Below are 22,380 nucleotides of genomic sequence, written 5' to 3' on the forward strand. Positions count from 1 at the left end.
GGGGAAGTAAGGTTCGCATGTCTATAAAAAGTCAACTTCAAGCACTACCCATTCGGCTGAGTGCAGAGCAAGTCTCACCTGGCTGTAGTTTTCCCCTTGGGGCAAGCCTTGATCAAAATGGCTGTAATTTTTCAATTAACGTGGGTGATGCCAAACACGTTGAATTGTGCCTATTTGACTCGGATGAAAACGAGATATCACGGATTGTATTACCGAGTAAGCAGGGAGGGATAAGGTTTGGTCACATCGCAGGAATTAAAGCGGGTCAGTATTACGGATATCGAGTATTCGGAACTTATCAACCTGAACACGGTTGTTGGTACGATCCCCGCAAGTTAATTCTAGACCCCTATGCTAAAGCGATTTCTCGGCCTTTGATTTGGGATGCAAAGGCCTATCAAGAGGATGATGTGACAATGATTCCGAAGTGTATTGTTGTCGACGACGACTTTGATTGGCAAGGAGTCGGTAAACCCAATATCCCACGCCATGAAACTATTTTATATGAGACCCACGTTCGAGGCTTTAGTCAATTAAAACCGGACGTAGATCCAGAATTACAGGGGCGTTATTTGGGGTTGGTGAGTGCCCCAAGCATTGAGCATTTTAAAAACTTGGGCATTACCAGTATTCAATTAATGCCTATCGCAGCATTTATGTCTGAGCCTCGCTTGAAAGCTTTAGGTTTGAGTAACTACTGGGGATATAACCCGATTTTATTTATGGCCGCGGAGCCGCGTTATGCAGCAAATGATGCCTTAGTTGAATTTAAAACCATGGTCCGTGAATTTCATCGCCATGGTTTAGAAGTGATTTTGGATGTGGTGTTTAACCACACAGCAGAATCGGGTGCGGATGGGCCAACGTTGTGTTATCGCGGACTTGATAACAAAAGGTATTATTTATTTGAGCAGATTGGTGACAGCCCTAATTATAGTCAGTATACGAATAATACTGGTTGTGGGAATAGTGTGAGTTTAGATCACCCCATTGGACTGCGCTTAGTGCTTGATAGCTTGCGTTATTGGGTAGATGTTATGCAAGTCGATGGCTTCCGGTTCGACTTAGCGGTTAGCCTGGGCCGAGAAAATAATCATTTTAGTAGTCATGCTGCATTCTTCAAAGCGATCGCACAAGACCCCATTTTGTCTCAAGCTAAGTTAATCGCTGAGCCTTGGGATATTGGTCAAGATGGATATCAATTAGGTCGCTTCCCTGAGCGTTGGATGGAATGTAACGATCGATTTCGTGATACTTGTCGAGCATTTTGGAAAGGAGAGCACGGTTTGCTCGGCCAGATGGTTACTCGAATGATGGGCTCAAGAGATATGTTTCTTGCTAGCCGAAGAAGTATCCATAGCAGTGTTAATTATATTTGTTACCACGACGGTTTTACTTTAGAAGATTTAGTGAGCTACGAGCAACGTCACAATTATGCGAATGGCGAAGAGAATCGGGATGGACATGGGCATAATATTTCAGCAAATAACGGTGTTGAAGGCGTAACTGAAAATAAGAAAGTCTTGGCATTACGTCGTAAACAGAAACGAAATTTATTGGCGACCCTGATGCTTTCTCAAGGCGTTCCTCATTTTCTTGGTGGGGATGAATTGGGCCGCACCCAGCAAGGAAATAATAATGCTTATTGTCAAAATAATAAGATTAGTTGGTTTGATTGGACCTTGGATAGTGCGCAGCAACAGTTTTTGGATTTTACGCAGAAGCTGATTAAATTACGTAAGCGTTGTCCGTTATTTAATCATTTGCAATTGGAAAATGATAGTTACGAGAAATCCCATTATAGGCACCATAGTGTTCGTTGGTATCGACATGATGGTTTACACATGCGCCAAGAAGACTGGCATGATGCCCACGCATGGTCGGTTGCAGTGGAATTACGTTCTGTTCGAGACCCGAAAGAACGTTGGTTTTGGATCATTAATGCCTGTGATCACCCCATTGATTTCACCATTCCGAATGTAGAAAGTAGTTTTATTTGGGTGCAACAAATGGACACAGCCACTGATAATGCTATTTATTCGAAGAAACTTATTGCCCCCGACAGCCTTAAGTTAAGTGCCAACTCCATGTTACTATTAGAACAAATTCCTTCATGAGTCATCGTGTTTTGTTTAAAGAAGAGCAGGAGTGGCAACAGCTACTTGATCAATTAACTTTCCAAGTCACAAGAAAAGGGGCGACCGAACGTCCGTTTAGTGGCAAGTTATTACATAACAAAGAACAGGGCAGTTATGCTTGTGTTTGTTGTCAACAGGTGTTATTTCAATCTGACGCAAAATTTGATTCTGGTTGTGGCTGGCCGAGTTTTGATCGTGTTTCTGACCATCAAGCAATTAAGTTTATAAGTGACAAAAGTCATAATATGGAACGGGTAGAAGTGCGTTGCCAAGCTTGTGATGCTCATTTGGGCCACGTATTTAATGATGGCCCAACGGAAACTGGCGAGCGCTATTGCATTAATTCGGTAGCGCTCGACTTTAAGGCCAAATAGACGGAGAAGTTTACAAACGATATTGTCTATTTATTATTTGTTCAGCAATGGTCTCGGCTTGTTCTTCCAATTTTTCTTGTTGTTGTTCCGTCAGGTTTAGTTGGTAATTGAGACCTGAATAATCCTGTTGAATATGATCATCAAACTGGGAAGCAATTTGAGCCCAAATATAGGCATTGTTGTAGTCTTTTAATACCATGTATTGAGAAACAATCGCTTCGGCATATTTAGCTGGTATGGTTTCATCTTCAGGAAATAGCTTGAAGGTATTTTCTAATATAGTGATGGTTTTTTTCGCGTTCTTGCCATTGTAATACATGGCAAGTGTCCACTGTAATTCAGGTGATTTTAAAGCATCACTACCTTCTAAAGCCAAGAAACGTTGTTTAGCTTGCTTATCGCGGAGCTGCTTCCAGTGATACATGAGTAAAAACGGATAATCTGAATTTGTAGTTTCGGCTTCTAGGCGGGCCAATTCTTCTATCGACGTTAACATGCCAACCACTCGTTTTGTCTTACGTGATTTGTCGTATCTTGGTTCGATACTCGCTGCTAATTCTATACAAGCATTATAGTCTTTATAATCTTTGATGAGTTGGTATTTGTGCGGGTCATTAGGTTCTTTGGATTCATTATAACGGCTGAGTATGACGGCTGAACGTTCTTTTTTACACCAGCCATCTTGGTTTAGGTCTTCGCATAATTCCGGATTGTTGTTACAGACTTTTTTGGCCGATAGGCTACCAAAATTGAAAATATTAAAGCGGAGATCGCAAGCACTGAGTGCTAACGGTAAGAGTAAACATAAAAAACGTCCAGTTAGTTTCATGGTAGACAAGTCTTATTCCTGTATTATTTTTAGTATATTGCGATGCAGCTAAGGTTAGCATATTTTTATTTTATGTTGTCTTCAGCGTTACTTGAATTTTCTTTTGTTCGCTTGCTTATTGCTTGGCAGTTGGTTACTGGTTTGTTAATGTTCTTATTAGATTATAGGAGTGATAAATGGATGTAGAGAAATTGTTGGCTGCAATGAGCCCCGAAATTTACCAAAACATGCTGAATGCTGTTGAAACCGGGCGTTGGCCTGATGGTAAAAAACTGAATGCTGAGCAGCGAGATCATACTCAACAGTTGGTTATTTTGTATCAAGCCAAGCATAACCATCAACCACAACACTTTACGGTTGGTACTGACGGCGAATTAGTGATGAAGTCCAAACAGGAACTGAAACGACAATATAAAGATGAGCAAGTGATTGTACAACTTACTCAATCTTGATATTCAGACTGAAATCTCGCCGCGAATGTCTTGGCAAAGTAATTCGCGGATTCGCATACTTGGTAGGTTTTTGCTTAGTAAGTAATGCAACTTAGCTAAAGCCGCTTCGGTGGTCATATCCCCACCGCTGATGACCCCAGCTTTAGCCAAGGCATTACCGGTTGCATAGCCCCCCATATTAACTTTTCCGGTTAAGCATTGGCTTAAATTTAAAACAATGATCCCTCGCTCGCTGGCCTGCTCTAGTTGTTCGAGCATCGCTGGATGCTGGGGGGCATTCCCCACGCCGTAACTCAATAGAATCAGGGCCTTAACTGGCTGTTGTAATAAATTAGCTAATACTTCTGCAGAGATCCCTGGATATAAACTGACGACCCCAATTGGTTGTGGGACGATGGGGCTAACCTGTAGTGCACTAATGCCAGTGGGCTTTATTTCTCCGGCAATAACTTCAATATCTATACCGGCTTTCAGTAGCGGGGGGAAGTTTGGTGACATAAACGCATCGAAGCCGTCTGCATGGGCTTTAGTACTGCGGTTACCCCTTAATAGTTTGTTGTTAAAAAATAGACATACTTCATGAACCGGATAGTACGCGGCTAGATACAAGGCATTTAATAAGTTTGTTTGTCCGTCAGAACGCAGCTCACTTAAAGGGATTTGAGAGCCGGTGACTATCACTGGTTTGCTAAGGTTTTCCAACATAAAAGACAGCGCTGATGCAGTATATGCCATGGTGTCGGTGCCATGTAGTACTACAAATCCGTCGTATTTTTCATAATTGGCTTGGATGTCATCGGCGATGAATTGCCAGTGGTGAGGATCCATGTCCGCAGAATCGATTAAGGGTGAGAATTCATGTACGGTAAACAGGGGCATTTCTTCACGCTTAAATTCAGGCATGGCTTCTAAGCAATCGCTCATAAAACCCGCTTGAGGAATGTAGCCTTGTTCGCTGCGTTGCATACCAATGGTACCGCCTGTATAGGCGATATAAATAGATTTTCGGTTCATCAGACTATAATTCAAAAATTTTTTGAAATTATAGTCTGATGCTTTGTTAAAGCAATCACTGCGTAGCGTTAATGCTGTAGTTTATAGCTGTTCACAAATAGCGCAGTAACTGTATTGTCCGAGTGGATCGTTAAACATTTCGAGGGCGGGTGCTTGTTCAGAGAGAGCCTTTAATAAGCGCCAATGGGGAATCAAAGCTTCTAGTGAGCGACTAATTTGGGAGTCAAACAATTGGGCAATGAATTGCTCTCTCGGATTTAGCGGAACGGTTAAGCGGTCGATTTGATAGTCTTGTAGCTCACTCATATTTGCCGCATAGGCGATAGCATCATTCAGATCACCAAGTTGGTCGATTAAACCATTTGCCAAAGCGTCTTTGCCAGTCCAGATCCGTCCTTGAGCCAGTTTATCTAATTTTGCTATTTCGATGCCGCGTCCCTCTGAAACTAAGTTTAAGAAGTCATGATATCCATGTTCAATATTTAATTGAATAAGCTGTTTTAACTCCTCCGGAAGGGCTTGAAAAGGACTTAGTTCTGCAAGCGTGGTGGTGGCGTAGCCATCACTATGGACCCCAAGTTTTGCTAGCGCGTTTTCGATTGTGGCAAACATCCCGAAGATACCAATCGAGCCCGTAATGGTGGTTGGGCTGGCAAAAATTTGGTCGGCACTGGCAGAAATCCAATATCCGCCGCTAGCAGCAACACTGCCCATAGAAACCACGACAGGGATCCCTTTGGTTTGGAATTGCTGGAGTTTATTGCGGATCAGCTCAGAGGCAAAGGCACTTCCTCCAGGGCTGTCAACCCGCATCACCAACGCTTTGACTTGGTCATCTTGCAGGGCTTGGTCGAGTTGTCTTAACACTGTATCAGCGGCAATTACCTTCTCTTCACCTTCGCCCGAAACGATCGGCCCTTGGGCGACTAACAGGGCGATTTTGTTATCGTTTGCCTCGCTATGACTTAAAGTTCTTGATTGGGCGTAATCTTGGTAGCTGAGGTAGTGATAACCTAGCTTGTTATCGGCTTCACCAAATTGTTCAACAAAATATTGTTTTGCTTGATCTCGTGTAACCAGTTGATCAACTAAACCAAAGCGTTCTGCATAGAGGGCTGAATCGCCTTCAACCGTGGTTAAACGCTGTATCAGTCGCTTTGGTTCAGGGACTAGCTGCTGGGCATCAAGTTTACGATTTTGAGCAACGGTAATTAAATAGCCTTGCCACAGCTGATCCATCCAATGGGCTAAATCTTGTTTCGCTTCTGGTGACATATCGTTGCGTATGTAGGGTTCAACAAATGATTTGTGAGTGCCAACCCGAAATACATGAGTACTCACATCAAGCTTGTCGATAACATCTTTATAAAATAAACGACGAGAGTTAATACCGCGCATCAATACTGCGCCTTTAGGGTTGAGTAGCAATTCGTCGGCAAAGCTGGCTAAGTAATACTGGTGTTGATCATAATAGTCAGCGTAACTCAGGATTGGTTTGTTGCTGCTTTTAAATCGTTCCAGAGCTTGGCCAATGATAGCGAGTTTGGTTTGACTGGTCGGTGGAAGTTGGTCCAGTGATAGAATAATACCGGTAATATTGTTATCTGTTGCGGCGGCATCGATGGTGTCAACCAAGCGTTGTAGATCGATTTCTTTTTCCTGAGGATTACCCACTAACTCATTACTTAGTTCCGTCATTGGGTTAAGTCGTTGCCGTTGTTCTACAATTTGACCATCTAAATTGATGCGTAGCGCCGAAGCTTCTGGCTCAGTGCTTGGCGGCTCGCTCACTTGATTTATCGCTACGACAACGATAATTATCATGCCGATAAGTAACAAATTAACGATCAGTGAACGAATAAAATTTAAGCTTTTCCAGAATAGACTGAAGAGGTTTTTTATAAATTTAAACACTGGGACCCACTTATTAAAGTCAACGATGGATAAACGTTAACATAGACCCGATAAACAGGCATCTTGAATTATTTAAACAAATGTTTGAAACGTGAGTTTACTTCCGATAATCTATTAACAGTTTAATAACATTAATCATCAAGTTGAGGTGCCAGAGATGACCAAATACCCGCACTTATTAGCGCCCCTGGATTTAGGTTTCACCCAGTTGTCTAGCCGTGTATTGATGGGCTCTATGCATACAGGCTTAGAGGAAGAGAAAGGCGGTTTTGCCAAACTTGCAGCCTTTTATGCGCAGAGAGCAAAGGGAGGTGTTGGTTTGATCGTCACTGGTGGGATTGCGCCAAACTTTCGCGGCCGATTAACGCCTAATGGTTGCCAGCTCAGTTTTCCATGGCAAATCAAAAAACATCGCCTCATCACCGAGGCAGTTCATCAACAGGGGGGAAAGATAGCACTGCAAATTTTGCATGCAGGCCGCTATGCTTATCATCCATTTTCGGTCAGTGCCAGTAAGATTAAAGCGCCAATTAACCCGTTTAAACCTAAGGCAATGAGCGAGCGACAAATATTGAGCACCATTAAAGATTTTGCAACTAGCGCGAAACTTGCTCAACGTGCTGGCTATGATGGTGTGGAAATTATGGGCTCGGAAGGTTATTTAATTAACCAGTTTATTTGCGCGCGAACCAACCAACGCAATGATAGCTGGGGTGGTAGCTATTGTAATCGTATCAAATTCGCGTTGGCGGTAGTGAAACAAACTCGGGCTCTTGTGGGGCAAAATTTCATCATCATTTTTCGTTTATCGATGTTAGACCTGGTTGAAAAAGGCAGTACGTTAGAAGAAGTTATTCACTTAGCAAAAGCTTTGGAGCTGGCGGGGGTGACACTACTGAACACTGGTATTGGGTGGCACGAAGCCAGAGTGCCTACCATCGCGACGAGTGTGCCGCGTGGTGCGTTTTCTTGGGTGACGGAAAAAATAAAACAACACCTTAGTATTCCTTTGGTCGCGGTGAACCGAATTAATACACCCGAGATTGCTGAGAACATCTTAAGTTCTGGCCAAGCGGATATGGTATCGATGGCGAGACCTTTACTTGCCGATCCGCTGTTTGTACAAAAGGCTAAAGCGGACCAGTCTGAGCTGATTAATACTTGTATTGCGTGTAATCAAGCATGTTTAGATCATGTGTTTAAACAACGGCGCGCCAGTTGCTTGGTGAACCCGCAGGCATGTTACGAAACCGAGTTAACGTTCTCGCCGGTGATGGACGCTAAAAACATTGCGGTGGTGGGCGCGGGTCCGGCAGGATTAGCTTTTGCTTGTAATGCAGCACAACGCGGGCATCGGGTGACTATTTATGATGCGGCAGATCAGATTGGCGGACAATTCAATTACGCAAAGCAGATCCCTGGTAAAGAAGAGTTCTATGAAACTTTGCGGTATTTTTCAAATCAGATTAAACATTTAGGGATAATTTTAAAGCTAAATACTAAGCTAGATTCGGCGATGGTGGCCCAGTTGTCGGTCGATGAAGTGGTGATCGCTACTGGGATTGTGCCGAGAACGCCGCCCATCGAAGGCATCGCGCACCCTAAGGTCTATAACTATTTAGATGTACTAAAGGATCATAAAACAGTAGGGGAGCGGGTTGCAATTATTGGGGCAGGTGGTATTGGTTTTGACGTGGCTGAGTATTTGGTGGAACAACAGCCGTCCTTAGCCACCAATCTTGAGCGTTGGTTAGACAATTGGGGCATTGACTCTTCTATGGCCAATGCTGGTGGCTTGAAAAAGGAGGTCTTAAAGCATCATCCTTTACGACAAGTTTTTCTGTGTCAGCGTAAGGCGAGCAGGGTCGGTAAGGGGCTTGGTAAGACCACAGGATGGATCCATCGTGAAAGTTTAAAGCAAAATGGGGTCACAATGCTTGCTGGGGTTGAATATCTCAAAATTGACGACCAGGGTTTACACATCAAAATCGATGGCGTGCAATCGGTATTGGAAGTTGATCATGTTGTGGTGTGTGCAGGCCAAGAAAGCTTACGTTCGTTGCATGAAGAACTAAGCGCTTTAGGTCGTCATTCGCATCTGATTGGTGGGGCATTTTTGGCATCAGAACTTGATGCAAAAGCGGCTATTCGTCAAGGCGCTGAATTGGCCGCAATGATATAAGCAGTCATGCTGGTTATCTAGGCTTACACATCGCTGAAGAGCAAGCAGTTTGAACCCCACAAGCTATCGTTATAGCTACATTTTTGATTAATGTGGGCTTGTTAATCCTTTAGCTAACAAGGGGCAAGCAGCGCTTTACTTTTATGATATTTCAATCACAATGGTGTTACATTTTAACTCTTAAGGATCACAATGAACGCCTTAGACTTATTATTAGAGCGTCAGTCTTGTGCGCGTTTGGCCGCACCAGCTCCAGAGGGGGCTGAACTAGAAGTAATTTGGAATGCAGGTTTACGAGCGCCTGACCACGGTGGATTAACACCTTGGCGTTTCATCCATGTGAGTGGTGAAGGGCTCACTAGACTCTCCTCCATTTTTGAAAAAGCGGCGTTTGCCGAGCAAGCCGATGAAGAAAAAGCGAGAGCGATGCCTTTTCGAGCGCCGCTGATTACGATTGTGATCGCATCACCTAAATCGCATACCAAAGTTCCTGAGATAGAACAGGTGCTCTCTGCCGGTTGTGCTGTACAAGCAATGCAAATGGCAGCGCTTGCTCAAGGTTATAACGGAATATGGCGCACAGGAGCGATGGCTTATAGCTCAATTGTTAACGACGAATTGGGACTCGCTGAACAAGAGTCTATTGTTGGATTTTTGTATTTAGGCAGTCCCCAAGTAAAACCGAATAAACATAAACAGTTAGCCTTTAAAGATTATATTAGCTGGCTTTAGTTTTCCCGGGAAATGTCATTTGGCTTGTTTATCGATTTCAAGACTTGCAGGGTTGCTTGATACAGAGACATTGATGGCTATTTGAAGTCGCGGGTTATTACGTTTTTTATCGCATGACTGGTTACTTTCAGTCTAAACCTAAGTTACAGTTACTTCGGTTTAGACTGAAAAATAGCGATATCACTTAATCAATAGGTTCAGTCGACAGGCTTAAATACCGAGCTCATCGAGTAAATCTTGATCAATAGTTGCGGTCGCAGTGGCTATACTGGCTTGTTCTGATTTTTTATCGAGAGCTGCTTGCTCAATTAGTGCATCAGGATCAACATCATCTTCTGTTTCAAATTCATGCAACTTAATGAACTCAGTTTTGTCCATCGCCAACTCCAAGTAAAAGATGTTATTTTTTGCGGTGGTAAAGGTTACTCGGCGAGCTTGTGGGCGATCCAAGTTGGTATCGATAGAAATTAATACCTGTTTGTTTAACGCTAACATTTTGGGTTGATTCTGGGTGAGCGAAGTTTGCAATTCTTTGCCGATCACTCCGGTAAAGTAGCCGACCATCTGATTCATCAACTCACCCATAACATTTCCCACTTCGTCGGCTGTATGTTGTTGTGCTAGTTCTGACTCAGGGATCCCCATATGCAACATGTAATTTCTATAAATCTCCATGGCAGCAGGAGCGGTAAAATTAATTACCACTAAACCAGAGAATCCACCATCGAATAACACAAAACAACCAATGTCGGGTTTTAAACAGGTTTTGTTAATTTTTTGCACCATCGCTGAGAATCTAATGTCACTGGCGGTCGCCTTACTTAAGACATTGGTGACGGAATTACAGAGGGTTAATAATACATCTTCAGTGGTGACAACTTTCAATCTTTTCATGTAGGTCCTTCTTAAAATCGCGATGACTTTTACATTATTAATGCGCCTAAGTATGGATGATGTGTCGGGTGCTGTATAGTTTTGTTTATCCTCTATGAGGACTCAATCAAGCTCATGCTTAACAAAGTAGGTACAAAAAAGCCCCAGTCTTTGGGGCTTTTCAAATAACCAATCATACCTGAGAGTTTAGTACTCTGCGTTTTTAGGTGCGCGTGGAAAAGGAATTACATCGCGAATATTGGTCATACCGGTAACATAAGAGACTAAACGTTCAAAACCTAAACCAAAGCCTGAGTGCGGCACAGTACCGTAACGACGTAGATCGCGATACCAAGAGTAGTCATCTTTATCTAAGCCCAGCTCAGCGAGGCGTTTATCGAGCACGTCTAAACGCTCTTCGCGCTGACTACCACCAATTATCTCACCAATGCCTGGTGCTAATACATCCATGGCCGCAACAGTTTTGCCATCGTCATTTTGGCGCATGTAGAAGGCCTTAATGTCTTTGGGATAGTTTTTGACGACCACCGGAGCTTTGAAGTGTTCTTCGGCTAAGTAGCGTTCGTGTTCTGAAGACATATCGATGCCCCATTCTACGTCGAATTCAAACTTGCGACCGGAATCGATTAGAATTTGAATTGCGTCGCTGTAATCGACCTGCGCGAAATCTGCTTCAACAAAATTTTGTAGGCGACTCACGGCTTGTTTGTTGACCCGCTGGGCAAAGAAATTCATATCATCCATGCGCTCGTCCAATACCGCTTTAAATACATACTTAAGCATATCTTCGGCGAGTTTGGCGGCATCGTTTAAATCGGCAAAGGCGACTTCTGGTTCAACCATCCAAAATTCGGCCAAATGGCGACTGGTATTTGAATTTTCAGCGCGAAACGTCGGTCCGAAGGTGTAGACCTTAGATAATGCACAGGCGTAGGTTTCCACATTTAATTGACCGGATACCGTAAGAAAAGTCTCTTTACCAAAGAAGTCTTGTTGATAATCGATTTCACCTTTGTCATCTAAAGGTAAGTTGTTCATGTCTAGCGTGGATACGCGGAACATTTCACCTGCACCTTCAGTATCACTACCAGTAATGATTGGGGTGCTTACCCACATATAACCCTGCTGATGATAGAAGCGGTGAATCGCTTGCGCCAAACAGTTTCGGACCCGGGTCACGGCACCAATGACATTGGTGCGTGGTCGTAGGTGGGCATGTTCACGAAGATATTCAATACTGTGGCGTTTGGCTGACATTGGGTAACTATCGGGATTTTCAACCCAACCCAGCACTTCAACTTGCTCGGCCTGGATTTCAAAGGACTGGCCTTGTCCGGGGGATTCTACCACTTCACCACTAACCATTACCGAACAACCTGCGGTAAGCTTTAACACATCATTCTCGTAATTAGATAGAGTATTGGGAGCGACCGCCTGAATTGCCTCAAAACATGAGCCATCATGAATGGCTAAAAAAGAAAGACCAGCTTTAGAATCGCGGCGAGTGCGGATCCACCCTTTGATAGTAACTTGTTGACCAACGCTGAATTTACCACTCAATACGTCTGTCACTGAAGAATGCGTCATAGCAAACAATTGCTCCAATCTGATAGTGCTAAAATTATAAGGGAACCAATGTTACTTGGTGAGGCCAAAGACTCAAGTAAAAATTGATAAAACATTAGAAATCGCTATGTTATCTTAATTAAACTGCTGAGTATTCAGAATATAGGTAAGCGAATGCCAAAAAAACGAATCGAGCGAAGAAAGGGCCCAGACGGCTTACAAAAATTATTTGTGCTGTTTTCTTTGTTAGCTTGGGGGGCTTTCTTGGCAGCTCTCATCGTTTATCACTACGCTCGTCCGGAAATAGCCTATTCGGCATTTCAACCTAATGATGGGGTGGGTTACCGTGATCACTGGCAAGAAAACCTGCGAACGGTGTTTGTTTATTTGTTGTGGACTTGTTGTGGGATTACTCTGACCACGATCGGCTTCAATTGGAGTCGATCCCGCCGCAAGGGGGATCATTTCATTATTAACATGGGCTTATTAGCTTTGATCGTGTTAACCACTTTGTTTGCATACTACTTAAATGTTTTTTCTTAGTATTGTAGCGCCTTGTCCTTCAAGTTATCGCCAACCAAAGACCCTACTTAGTTAGTCATGTCTTGTATCAAGTTCAGCTAACGCAGTATAGATAGCATGGCATAATTTGCTGAGTTGTTGGGCACTGATCACGTAGGGCGGCATGATGTAGACTAATTTTCCAAAAGGTCTGATCCATACTCCAAGTTCAACAAATTTGGCCTGAATATCAGCGACATTTACCGCCATCTCAGTTTCCACGACCCCGATCGCGCCTAATACCCGAACATCGGCCACCGCGTTAAGCTGTTGGCAAATCGCTAACTGTTTTTTTAGTTGCTGTTCGATAGCCGCGACCTGTTGTTGCCATGGCCCATTTTGGAGTCGGTCGATACTGGCGCAGGCAACGGCACAGGCGAGGGGATTTCCCATAAATGTCGGACCATGCATAAATACACCAGCCTCGCCACTACAGATGGTGTTGGCAATGGTTTTGCTGGTGAGAGTGGCGGCCAAACTCATATAGCCTCCAGTAAGTCCCTTACCTAAACAAAGTATGTCAGGCGCAATATCGGCATGTTCACAGGCAAACAGTTTACCAGTACGGCCAAACCCGGTTGCGATTTCATCGGCAATCAACAGTAATCCGTAGTGGTCGCAAAGACGCCTTAGTTGTTTTAAATACTGAGGATGGTAAATTCGCATCCCTCCTGCACCTTGTACAATGGGCTCGATAATTACCGCGGCGATTTGTGAGTGGTGGGCGTCTAACATCTGTTGCATCGGTATAAAATCTTTTGGATCCCATGCTTGATCAAAGCGAGTTTGTGGTGCAGCGCAAAATAGATGTTCAGGCAGGAAACCTTGATAAAGCTGATGCATGCCGCCTTGCGGATCGCATACTGACATAGCGCCAAATGTATCGCCATGGTAACCGTGACGAATAGTGGCAAACTTAGTCCGTTTTTGGCCTTTAGCATGCCAGTACTGCAAGGCCATTTTCAAGGCCACTTCCACCGCGACGGATCCCGAATCGCTAATAAAAACCTGTTCTAAGGATGCTGGTGTTAAGTCGACTAAACGCTTGGCAAGCTCTACCGCGGGTTGATGAGTTAAACCACCAAACATCACGTGTGACATTTTAGCTAATTGCTCGCTGGCGGCTTGATCTAACTCTTTGACTTGATACCCGTGAATGCAGGCCCACCAAGAAGCCATGCCATCAACCAAACGTCGGCCGTCTTCGAGTTCAATTTCACAGCCGGATGCTGACGCCACCGCATAACAGGGCAGAGGAGCAATTGATGAGGTGTAAGGATGCCAAAGATGGTCTTGATCGAACTGAATATCTGTGCTCATTATTTAACCGTTAGTAAAGTTTTGGGTAATTTGAAGTTGACAGCTGGCTGGCTGTGGATAGACTAGCCGAATACTCTATTTAATGAAAGTTTTAGTTATGACTCAAACACTTCGCCATGATTGGACTGTTAACGAAGTTAATGCGCTGTTTTCGCTGCCATTTAATGATCTGATGTTTCAAGCTCAATGTGTACATCGAGCTAATTTTGACCCAAACCAGGTTCAAGTTTCTACTTTGCTATCGATTAAAACTGGTGCTTGTCCAGAAGATTGCAAGTATTGCCCACAGAGTGCTCACCACAAGACCGATCTAAAAACAGAACGTCTATTGGAAGTTGAGCATGTCCTTAAAGAAGCCGAAAAAGCCAAGGCGAATGGTTCAACTCGGTTTTGTATGGGCGCTGCTTGGAAAAACCCGAAACAGCGGGATATGCCTTACCTCGTCAAAATGGTTGAGGGCGTCAAACAGATGGGAATGGAAACTTGTATGACGCTGGGTATGCTAGAAAAACAACAGGCTGAACGCTTAGCCGAAGCTGGTTTAGATTACTACAACCATAATCTCGATACTTCGCGCGAGTTTTATCAAGAAATTATTACCACTCGTACCTATGATCAGCGCCTAGATACTTTAGAACATGTGCGCTCTGCCGGCATGAAAGTCTGTTCTGGTGGCATTATGGGAATGGGAGAAACCGCCACCGATCGCAGTGCTTTGTTAGTGCAACTGGCGAATCTACCGAGTCATCCCGAAAGTGTACCCATCAATATGTTGGTAAAAGTCAAGGGAACCTTGTTGGAAGATGTTGAAGACATGGACCAGTTTGACTTTATTCGTTGCATCGCTGTCGCTCGAATAATGATGCCGCGCTCTCATGTTCGCTTATCGGCTGGTCGCGAGGAAATGAATCAACAGGTGCAGGCACTTTGTTTTATGGCGGGCGCAAACTCCATTTTTTATGGTTGTAAGTTATTAACCACACCAAATCCAGATGAAAACCAAGATTTACAGTTGTTTAATAAATTGGGCATTCGCCCAGAATCGGCAGAACTCAAGCATGGCACCGAAGAACAAGAGCAAGATCTGTATCAGTCTTTGATTCAACAACAGAATCAAGCCGATGATGCTTTCTTTTATGATGCCTCTTAATGGCTTTCGAGTTTATTCATCAGCAAGTCCAGCAACGTAAAGTTAAACAACTGGTGCGCGAGCGATTTTGCCTCGGTAGCGGCCAGGGTCGCTTCATTCAGGTTTCTGATCAGCAATATTTAAATTTCTCCAGTAATGATTACTTGGGGTTGTCGCAACATCCCAAGGTTATTGCCGGCTGGAAGAACGCAGCTGATCAGTACGGAACGGGCAGTGGTGGCTCACCTTTGGTGACCGGGTATCAATTACCACATCATCAACTCGAACAGGCTTTATGTGAGTGGCAGGGAAAAGCTGCGGCTTTATTATTTAGCAGTGGATTTAGCGCGAATCAGGGGATCATTAAAGCTTTGCTCAGTAAGCAAGACTTGTTGTTGCAAGATAAATTGAATCATGCATCGTTAATGGAAGCAGGGAGTTTATCCGCTGCTCAGTTTAAACGTTTTACGCATAATTCGACGGAACGTTTGCAAACCTTACTGGCTAGCCGTAAGGCGAATAATTGCTTAGTGATCACCGAGGGTGTATTTAGCATGGATGGGGATCAAGCCCCGTTAAATGCAATCAGCCGTCTATGTAAGCAGCATGATGCTTGGCTAATGGTCGATGATGCCCATGGCGTGGGTTGTCTCGGTGATCAAGGGCGAGGCAGTATTCAAGATGCAGACTTAGCAGCAGATGACATTCAATTGCAAATGTTAACCTTTGGTAAGGCCTTAGGGGTCTCTGGTGCGGCGGTGTTATGTGATAGTTCGGTGCGAGATTATCTGATTAATTTTGATCGCAGTTATATCTACTCTACCGCAATGCCAGCAGCACAAGCTGCAGCCGTCACTGAAGCTATCGCAGTGCTGCAAACTGAACCGGAATTTCAAGAAACGCTACACCAAAATATCCGATTATTTAAAAATCTTGGCAGAGATTTAGGCTTACCCTTGCTTGAGTCAGATACGGCAATTCAACCGATTATTTTAGGTTCAAGTGAGCGCGCTTTATGGATCAGCGAGCAACTCAAGTTGCGTGGCTTTTGGGTCAGTGCAATACGTCCACCAACTGTTCCGGTAAATACGGCTCGGTTGAGAGTGACCTTAAGTAGCTCTCATCGGGCTGATGATATCTCTCGTTTATTGGACACTTTGGTTGATTTATTAAGAATTGAATGATGAATATTGATAAGCAGCAGGTTGCTCGGCATTTTTCCAAAGCCGTGATTAGCTATAATGATTTTGCGCAGTTGCAAAGAGATATAGGCGATAATTTATTGATGCATCTGCCTAAAACACCGACCTCTCGGGCACTTGATTTAGGCTGCGGTACTGGCCATTTTGCGCACAAGCTGCAAGCGACAGCATCGCAAGTTGTGGGCATCGATCTCTCGTTCGCAATGGCGCAATACGCACAACAACAGAACCATAATTTTTATGCCATGGTTTGTGATGCGGAATGTATTAGTTTGAGCGACCAAAGTGTAGACATTGTATTTTCGAATTTAGCCCTGCAATGGTGTAATAACTTAAGTCGTGCGCTCCGCGAGATCAAACGAATTTTACGTCCAGGCGGGATCTGTGTTTTTTCGTCATTACTTGATGGTACTTTGTGGGAACTTAAACAAGCTTGGTGTGAAATTGACGATACCCCCCATGTAAATCAATTTATGGCTGAAAATTGCCTATATGAGCAAATCCGTTTGGCGGGGTTTGCTGATCCGCAGGTGCAAACTGAGACCCGTACTTTGTGGTACCCCGATGTTTTTGCCTTGTTGGCTGAATTAAAGGGAATTGGTGCTAACTATGTGGTTGATGCAAAACAAGGCTTAAATACCGCCGCAAAGCTACGTCAATTAGCGAAAGTTTACCAACAGCAATTTGCTCAGAAAAACCAGGTGAGTGCCACTTATCAAGTGTGTTATGGAGTACTGATCAATGATTAAAAGTGTGTTTATTACCGGCACCGATACCGAAGTGGGTAAAACCCTCGTGAGTTGCGCTTTGATGCTGGCCTTACAACGCCAGAATACACAGCTAGTGGTGAATGGTTTCAAGCCGTTAGCAGCAGGAGCGGAACAGGGGCCAGATGGTTTGAATAATGAAGATGGTTTGGCTATTCAACAATACACTTCGTTGCCTTTAAGCTACCAACAGGTTAACCCCGTGACACTACAACAGGCCATTGCACCACATATTGCCGCCCGTTTGGAGAATGCGCCGATTGATATTGCGGCTATGGACAGCGGTTTAGATTTACTACAAGCGCAATCAGACATTTTGTTGGTTGAGGGGGCTGGGGGGTGGCATGTTCCGCTTGACGATCAGCAAGCCACATTCTCACAATGGGTTGTCAAACACCAGCTTCCGGTGATCTTGGTGGTTGGCGTGAAGCTCGGCTGTCTGAATCATGCCTTGCTAACGGTAGAGGCAATTAAGGCTAGCGGTGTAAAATTATTGGCATGGGTTGCCAATCATTTGAGTGATGATTCTGAGATAGCGACGCTAAATATTGAGTATTTAAAAAATGCCATTACGGCACCTTGCATCGCAACCATTCCTTATAAAACAAAGGTAAATCCTGAATTAATAGAAAACTATTTTGATTTGAGGGTTTTTCATGGCGCAATATAAAGTGGAAATTATTTGTTAAACTATTGAAAAATGTGAGCCATACCCCATATATTATGGTGTAGTATTTTCCCATATAAGATAGAGGCAAACGATGAAACGTATATTGTTGTTTTTAGCGACGAACTTAGCCGTAGTATTGATACTTGGTATCGTTATGAACATCGTGTTTTCGGCTTTGGGGATCTCTACCCGAAGTGTCGGTGGTTTGTTGGTGATGGCTGCCATTTTTGGTTTTGGTGGCTCAATTATCTCTTTATTGATGTCTAAGTGGATGGCGAAGCGATCGACTGGCGCACAAGTCATTGGTGCCCCACGCAACGAAACCGAAGCGTGGTTAATCAATACTGTAGCGCGTCAAGCTAAGGCTGCTGGGATCGGCATGCCGGAGGTCGCGATTTACCATGCTCCAGACATGAATGCTTTTGCGACTGGCGCTAAACGTAACGCTGCCTTGGTGGCAGTGAGTAGTGGTTTACTAGAAAACATGAGTCGAGACGAAGTGGAAGCGGTTCTCGCCCATGAAATTAGTCACGTGGCTAATGGGGACATGGTGACCTTAACGTTAATTCAAGGGGTGGTGAATACCTTTGTTATTTTCTTAGCGCGGATTATCGCAAATGTGATTAGCTCGACGATGAGCAACAATAATCAAAATGGTCAAGGTTTAGGTATGTTTGCCTACATGGCGACGGTGTTCGTACTCGAAATGGTATTTGGCATCTTGGCCAGTGTCATCGTGATGTGGTTTTCTCGCCAACGAGAATATCGCGCCGATGAGGGTTCGGCTAAGTTGGTTGGTAAACAGAAAATGATTCGTGCCTTACAACGCTTAGGTGGAAGTCGAGAACCTGAAATGGAAGGTTCGTTGATGGCTTTTGGAATTAACGGTAAACGTTCAATGAGTGAATTATTGTTAAGCCATCCGCCCTTAGAAAAACGTATTGCGGCACTTCGCGCTCTCTAATTTGACTAATTATTCATATTTTTTTGATAAAGCGCCGCATGTGAGGCGCTTTTTTTGACTAGGAACTCATTCTTGAACTGTAAACTTTTAAGTTCGTAATGTTTACTGAAAATTTTAAATAGATTGCTTCCTTTTTACGATTGAGCCAAGCAGAATGGTTGCTTCTGTTTTACTAAATACTCAGGATGAGTTCATAACAAGCTAGGGATATGAGCGTTAACTTACCTTCGATTAACCAGATTCGGTACTTGCTTATACTATTTATGGCAAGTGTTATGGCAGCTTGCCAAGCACCAGCTCAAACTCTGCGCGTTGCGGTGTCGCCTTGGCTCGGCTTTGAATCAATTTATCTCGCTCAGCAACTTGCTTATCCAGGTTTTGACCAATATAGCCTAAACGAATTAACCACTCCCAGTCATGTAATGCATGCTCTTAAAAGTGGGCAAGTGGATGCTGGCTTTTTGAGCCTTACCGAAGTCATTAGTTTATTGGCCGAGCGTGTTGATATTACAGTTGTGGCAGTGATCGACCGCAGCGTTGGTGGTGATGCGCTTATCACACAGCAGCCGATTCGTGATATTGATTCTTTAAAAGGGCAGCGAATTGGCTACGAAAGTCTATCGGTGGCTTCACTGGTGATGGACGATTGGCTCAGAGATAGTGCTTTAAAAGCCGAAGACTTTGTGTTGGTAGAAGCAAAACTAGATGAGCAATTAGCTTTGTTTCGTAAAGGGGAAATTAGCGCAGTGATGACTTCTGGTCCATTGCAGAGCCGCTTAGTCGATAACCTTTCGGCAAACGTTTTATATCAAAGTGCCGCTCATGGACAGCCTTATTATCGAGTGTTGGTGGTTCGTAATGAAGTATTAAAACAGCAACATCAGCATATTCTTAGTTTGCTTGATAACTTTTATTCTGCCAGCTCTTGGTTAGAACAACATTCTCGGGAAGGCTTTAAATTAATTGCCAAGCGAACTCAGCTTTATAGCAAAGAAGTTAAACAAGCCTATAGTAAGATCCAAGTCCTGAATGCTCAGCAAAGTGCTGCCTTATATTCAGATCAATCTATTCTCAAACATGCTCACCTTAAGGCGCAGCGTATGGCTGAGCTCGAGTTAATTCACCGAATTCCTGATTTATCTAATAATTTTTCGAGTGAATGGTTGATGGAGTTAACCGGTGTTTAGATTAAAGAGGATCTCTCTTAGCGTTGTAATTCCAAGTTTTGCACTGGTTTTGTTACTGATTGCTCAAGGTCTACTGTTGCTTGGAACACTTAACCAACAGCATCAACAATTGGCGACTCAAGCGACCCAACGTCTACTCAATATTGGTTATCAGCTACAGCAAAGTTTGTCTGATAGTTTGTCGCGTCATCAATGGGATATTGCCGAACGTCAAATTAGCTTAGTGTCTTTAAACCAACATTTAGATTCACTGCAGGTGATTGATCCTCAAGGTTTGGTTCAATTGTCTAACCATCGTTCCGAAAAAAATGTGTTTGCGGCTGACAATAACAATTATTTTAATGCTGAGATGTTCGCTCAAGTCAAACAGCAGCGCACTCCTATCAGCCAAATATTACCGCAACAGTGGCAGGTGAATTTGTATTTCCCCTTAGATATGGGCCCTCGGGAAGATAGTTTACGCCGAGCAGAGCAGGGCGCAATTTTCTTTAGTTTTAATCTTAAAGATAGCTGGTTGGTGCAGCGTCAAATCATTTTTGATCAGGCGATTAAAAGTTTTAGTTATATGGCGATTGCGATGCTGTTGTTGGTATCAATGTTAAGTCGCGTGCTGGTCAATCCATTGAATAAATTGGTCGGTAAAACCACCCAAATACAAACCCATAATAGCACTTCGATTATTGCGAATAGTCAAGGAGAGCTCGGTGCCTTAGAACTTGCCATTAGTAAAATGGCTGAGGGGATCCACTGTAGTTTTGCTCAGTTGCAACGTAGTGAGCAACGCTGGCAGTTTGCGTTGAATGGCTCGGGTGATGGGATTTGGGATTGGAATTTATTAAGTAATACGGTCTATTACTCCCCCCAATGGAAGTCTATGTTGGGTTACCAAGATGGACAGATTGGCGAAAAGATAGAAGAGTGGGAGTCGCGAATTCATCCTGAAGACTTAGATAAAACTTTGAATGATTTACGAAAACACCTAAAAAAGAACACCAAAGTTTATGAAGCGATGCACCGGATTAAACATAAAGACGGGCATTATCTTTGGGTCTTATCAAGAGGTATGGTCGTTGAGCGCACAGAACGGGATTTGCCTTCTCGAGTGATCAGTACTCAAACAAATATTTCTGAGGTTCGTTCTGCGCAAGAGTTAGTGCGCTTTCAATCTTCCCATGATGATATTACACGCTTATCTAATCGGCGAAAATTGATTGAAAATCTTGATTTGGAAATTGAGCGTGGACGCCGAAGTAATCAAATTGGTGCCTTGATTTATTTGGATATCGATCATTTTAAAAACGTTAACGATATGCTGGGGCATGCCGCCGGTGATTTACTATTGAGGCTGATTGCTCATCGTTTAAGGGAAGGGCGTAATAGTGGAGAAACAGTGGCTCGTTTAGGGGGCGATGAATTTGCTTTACTGGTGCCCAACTTATCTAGTGACCGTGAACAAGCGAAGGCAAAAGCTTCAGAGTTAGCAGTACATTTAGCTAAGGTGATCCATAAAGAGTTTGTGATTAAAGGGAATCAAATTAGCCTTAACTTAACGACTGGCGTCGCTCTATTTCCTAATCTCGACAGCAATGCCACAGAAATTCTTCGCCAAGCCGATATTGCGCTGTATCACGGCAAAGACTTGGCGCGTTCTAGTGTGCATGTATTCTCCGCGAAAATGGCAGATGAGATCCAAGAGCGGCATCAGCTTACGAGCATGATGCGTGAAGCGGTAGAAAAAGAAGATATGGTCGCCTATTTTCAACCGCGTTATAACGCTAATTATGAAATGGTTGGCGCAGAAACTTTATTGCGTTGGTTTGATTCTAAAATGGGTTGGATTTCGCCGGGTCGGTTTATTCCTCTGGCGGAAGAGAGTGGATTGATTGTATTACTTGGTCAATGGGTGATGCGCAGCGCCTGTGAAACCTTAAAAACTTGGCAAGATCGCGGTTTACCCGATAATTTTAAAACCTTATCGATTAACGTCAGTCCTAATCAATTCCATCGCGATAGCTTTATCAAAGAAACCTTAGATATTATTCAGCGTTCTGGCTGTGACCCTCGACTGATTGAATTGGAGATCACCGAAGGGGTACTCGTGGACGATGTTCAGGAAACGGTGGCCAAAATACAAGCGCTGCGTGATATTGGGGTACGCTTTTCGGTGGATGATTTTGGTACCGGATACTCTTCTTTGGCCTATTTAAATAAATTGCCAATTAACTGTCTTAAAATTGATAAGTCTTTTGTGAGTGAACTGCATAGTGGTGGCAGCGAGTGTGCGATTATTACCACGATTATCTCAATGGCTGAGAACTTAGCGCTTGAAGTTATTGCGGAAGGTGTCGAAACTGAGTATCAGCTGGAATTCTTAAAATATCGTCGCTGCACGGTTTATCAAGGCTTCTATTTCAGTGAAGCACTTGAGCCAGAAATCTTTGAAGATCGTTTGTTTATAGATCAGGCTGAAACCGCCTGATCTGAT

General features: G+C 43.7%; 19 protein-coding genes. 13 read left to right on the forward strand and 6 right to left on the reverse strand.

Annotated elements, in window-relative coordinates:
• Nucleotides 1–17 precede the first annotated feature (17 nt).
• On the forward strand, nt 18–2,117 hold the full coding sequence (gene glgX / locus ACRRSX_RS10850; RefSeq protein ID WP_432453198.1) for a glycogen debranching protein GlgX: 2,100 nt from the start codon (nt 18–20) through the stop codon (nt 2,115–2,117).
• Nucleotides 2,114–2,512: a peptide-methionine (R)-S-oxide reductase MsrB gene (gene msrB, locus ACRRSX_RS10855; protein ID WP_432453197.1), complete on the forward strand. Its 399-nt coding sequence runs from the start codon at nt 2,114–2,116 to the stop codon at nt 2,510–2,512. The genes glgX and msrB overlap by 4 nt, the downstream gene beginning before the upstream one ends.
• A 10-nt stretch (nt 2,513–2,522) precedes the next feature.
• On the opposite strand, the gene ACRRSX_RS10860 is transcribed toward msrB, so the two are convergent.
• Nucleotides 2,523–3,341 carry a DUF2989 domain-containing protein gene (locus ACRRSX_RS10860; protein ID WP_432456182.1) on the reverse strand — a complete coding sequence of 273 codons (819 nt, stop codon included), beginning with the start codon at nt 3,339–3,341 and terminating at the stop codon, nt 2,523–2,525.
• Between the two features lie 176 nt (nt 3,342–3,517).
• Between ACRRSX_RS10860 and ACRRSX_RS10865 the strand changes: the two genes are divergently transcribed.
• Nucleotides 3,518–3,793: a YeaC family protein gene (locus tag ACRRSX_RS10865; RefSeq protein ID WP_432453196.1), complete on the forward strand. Its 276-nt coding sequence runs from the start codon at nt 3,518–3,520 to the stop codon at nt 3,791–3,793.
• A 3-nt stretch (nt 3,794–3,796) separates the two neighbouring features.
• Here ACRRSX_RS10865 and ansA read toward each other — a convergent pair whose 3' ends face one another.
• Together ansA and sppA are read right to left on the reverse strand one after the other, a co-directional pair.
• Nucleotides 3,797–4,807: an asparaginase gene (ansA, locus tag ACRRSX_RS10870; RefSeq protein WP_432453195.1), complete on the reverse strand. Its 1,011-nt coding sequence runs from the start codon at nt 4,805–4,807 to the stop codon at nt 3,797–3,799.
• Between the two features lie 81 nt (nt 4,808–4,888).
• Nucleotides 4,889–6,721, reverse strand: a complete 1,833-nt coding sequence (gene sppA / locus ACRRSX_RS10875; RefSeq protein ID WP_432453194.1) for a signal peptide peptidase SppA — start codon at nt 6,719–6,721, stop codon at nt 4,889–4,891.
• 157 nt (nt 6,722–6,878) lie between these two features.
• Here sppA and ACRRSX_RS10880 point away from each other — a divergent pair, with 157 nt between their 5' ends.
• Entirely contained in the window at nt 6,879–8,903 is a 2,025-nt protein-coding gene (locus ACRRSX_RS10880; protein ID WP_432453193.1) for an oxidoreductase, read from the forward strand.
• Between the two features lie 192 nt (nt 8,904–9,095).
• On the forward strand, nt 9,096–9,635 hold the full coding sequence (locus tag ACRRSX_RS10885; protein ID WP_432453192.1) for an NAD(P)H nitroreductase: 540 nt from the start codon (nt 9,096–9,098) through the stop codon (nt 9,633–9,635).
• Between the two features lie 210 nt (nt 9,636–9,845).
• On the opposite strand, the gene ACRRSX_RS10890 is transcribed toward ACRRSX_RS10885, so the two are convergent.
• Together ACRRSX_RS10890 and asnS are read right to left on the reverse strand one after the other, a co-directional pair.
• A complete protein-coding gene (locus ACRRSX_RS10890; protein ID WP_432453191.1) occupies nt 9,846–10,529 on the reverse strand; it encodes a DUF3334 family protein in 684 nt (227 codons plus the stop codon).
• A 186-nt stretch (nt 10,530–10,715) separates the two neighbouring features.
• A complete protein-coding gene (gene asnS, locus ACRRSX_RS10895) occupies nt 10,716–12,116 on the reverse strand; it encodes an asparagine--tRNA ligase (RefSeq protein ID WP_432453190.1) in 1,401 nt (466 codons plus the stop codon).
• Nucleotides 12,117–12,269: 153 nt separating this feature from the next.
• Between asnS and ACRRSX_RS10900 the strand changes: the two genes are divergently transcribed.
• A complete protein-coding gene (locus ACRRSX_RS10900; RefSeq protein ID WP_432453189.1) occupies nt 12,270–12,638 on the forward strand; it encodes a hypothetical protein in 369 nt (122 codons plus the stop codon).
• 51 nt (nt 12,639–12,689) lie between these two features.
• On the opposite strand, the gene bioA is transcribed toward ACRRSX_RS10900, so the two are convergent.
• On the reverse strand, nt 12,690–13,976 hold the full coding sequence (gene bioA, locus ACRRSX_RS10905) for an adenosylmethionine--8-amino-7-oxononanoate transaminase (RefSeq protein WP_432453188.1): 1,287 nt from the start codon (nt 13,974–13,976) through the stop codon (nt 12,690–12,692).
• Between the two features lie 97 nt (nt 13,977–14,073).
• On the opposite strand from bioA, the gene bioB reads away from it, so the two are divergent.
• From bioB to ACRRSX_RS10940, 7 genes are all read left to right on the forward strand, one after another.
• On the forward strand, nt 14,074–15,126 hold the full coding sequence (bioB, locus tag ACRRSX_RS10910) for a biotin synthase BioB (RefSeq protein ID WP_432453187.1): 1,053 nt from the start codon (nt 14,074–14,076) through the stop codon (nt 15,124–15,126).
• Nucleotides 15,126–16,289 carry an 8-amino-7-oxononanoate synthase gene (bioF, locus tag ACRRSX_RS10915; RefSeq protein WP_432453186.1) on the forward strand — a complete coding sequence of 388 codons (1,164 nt, stop codon included), beginning with the start codon at nt 15,126–15,128 and terminating at the stop codon, nt 16,287–16,289. The genes bioB and bioF overlap by 1 nt, the downstream gene beginning before the upstream one ends.
• Nucleotides 16,286–17,056, forward strand: a complete 771-nt coding sequence (gene bioC / locus ACRRSX_RS10920; RefSeq protein WP_432453185.1) for a malonyl-ACP O-methyltransferase BioC — start codon at nt 16,286–16,288, stop codon at nt 17,054–17,056. The genes bioF and bioC overlap by 4 nt, the downstream gene beginning before the upstream one ends.
• The gene (gene bioD, locus ACRRSX_RS10925; RefSeq protein ID WP_432453184.1) at nt 17,049–17,744 is read left to right on the forward strand and encodes a dethiobiotin synthase; all 696 of its coding nucleotides are present in this window, start codon (nt 17,049–17,051) and stop codon (nt 17,742–17,744) included. Before bioC ends, bioD begins: the two co-directional genes overlap by 8 nt.
• A gap of 91 nt (nt 17,745–17,835) precedes the next feature.
• On the forward strand, nt 17,836–18,708 hold the full coding sequence (gene htpX, locus ACRRSX_RS10930; RefSeq protein ID WP_432453183.1) for a protease HtpX: 873 nt from the start codon (nt 17,836–17,838) through the stop codon (nt 18,706–18,708).
• A gap of 275 nt (nt 18,709–18,983) precedes the next feature.
• On the forward strand, nt 18,984–19,895 hold the full coding sequence (locus ACRRSX_RS10935) for an ABC transporter substrate-binding protein (protein ID WP_432453182.1): 912 nt from the start codon (nt 18,984–18,986) through the stop codon (nt 19,893–19,895).
• Nucleotides 19,888–22,374: a putative bifunctional diguanylate cyclase/phosphodiesterase gene (locus ACRRSX_RS10940; RefSeq protein ID WP_432453181.1), complete on the forward strand. Its 2,487-nt coding sequence runs from the start codon at nt 19,888–19,890 to the stop codon at nt 22,372–22,374. Before ACRRSX_RS10935 ends, ACRRSX_RS10940 begins: the two co-directional genes overlap by 8 nt.
• Nucleotides 22,375–22,380 lie beyond the last annotated feature (6 nt).

This window comes from Agarivorans sp. QJM3NY_30 (genome assembly GCF_050870855.2).
GTDB lineage: Bacteria > Pseudomonadota > Gammaproteobacteria > Enterobacterales > Celerinatantimonadaceae > Agarivorans.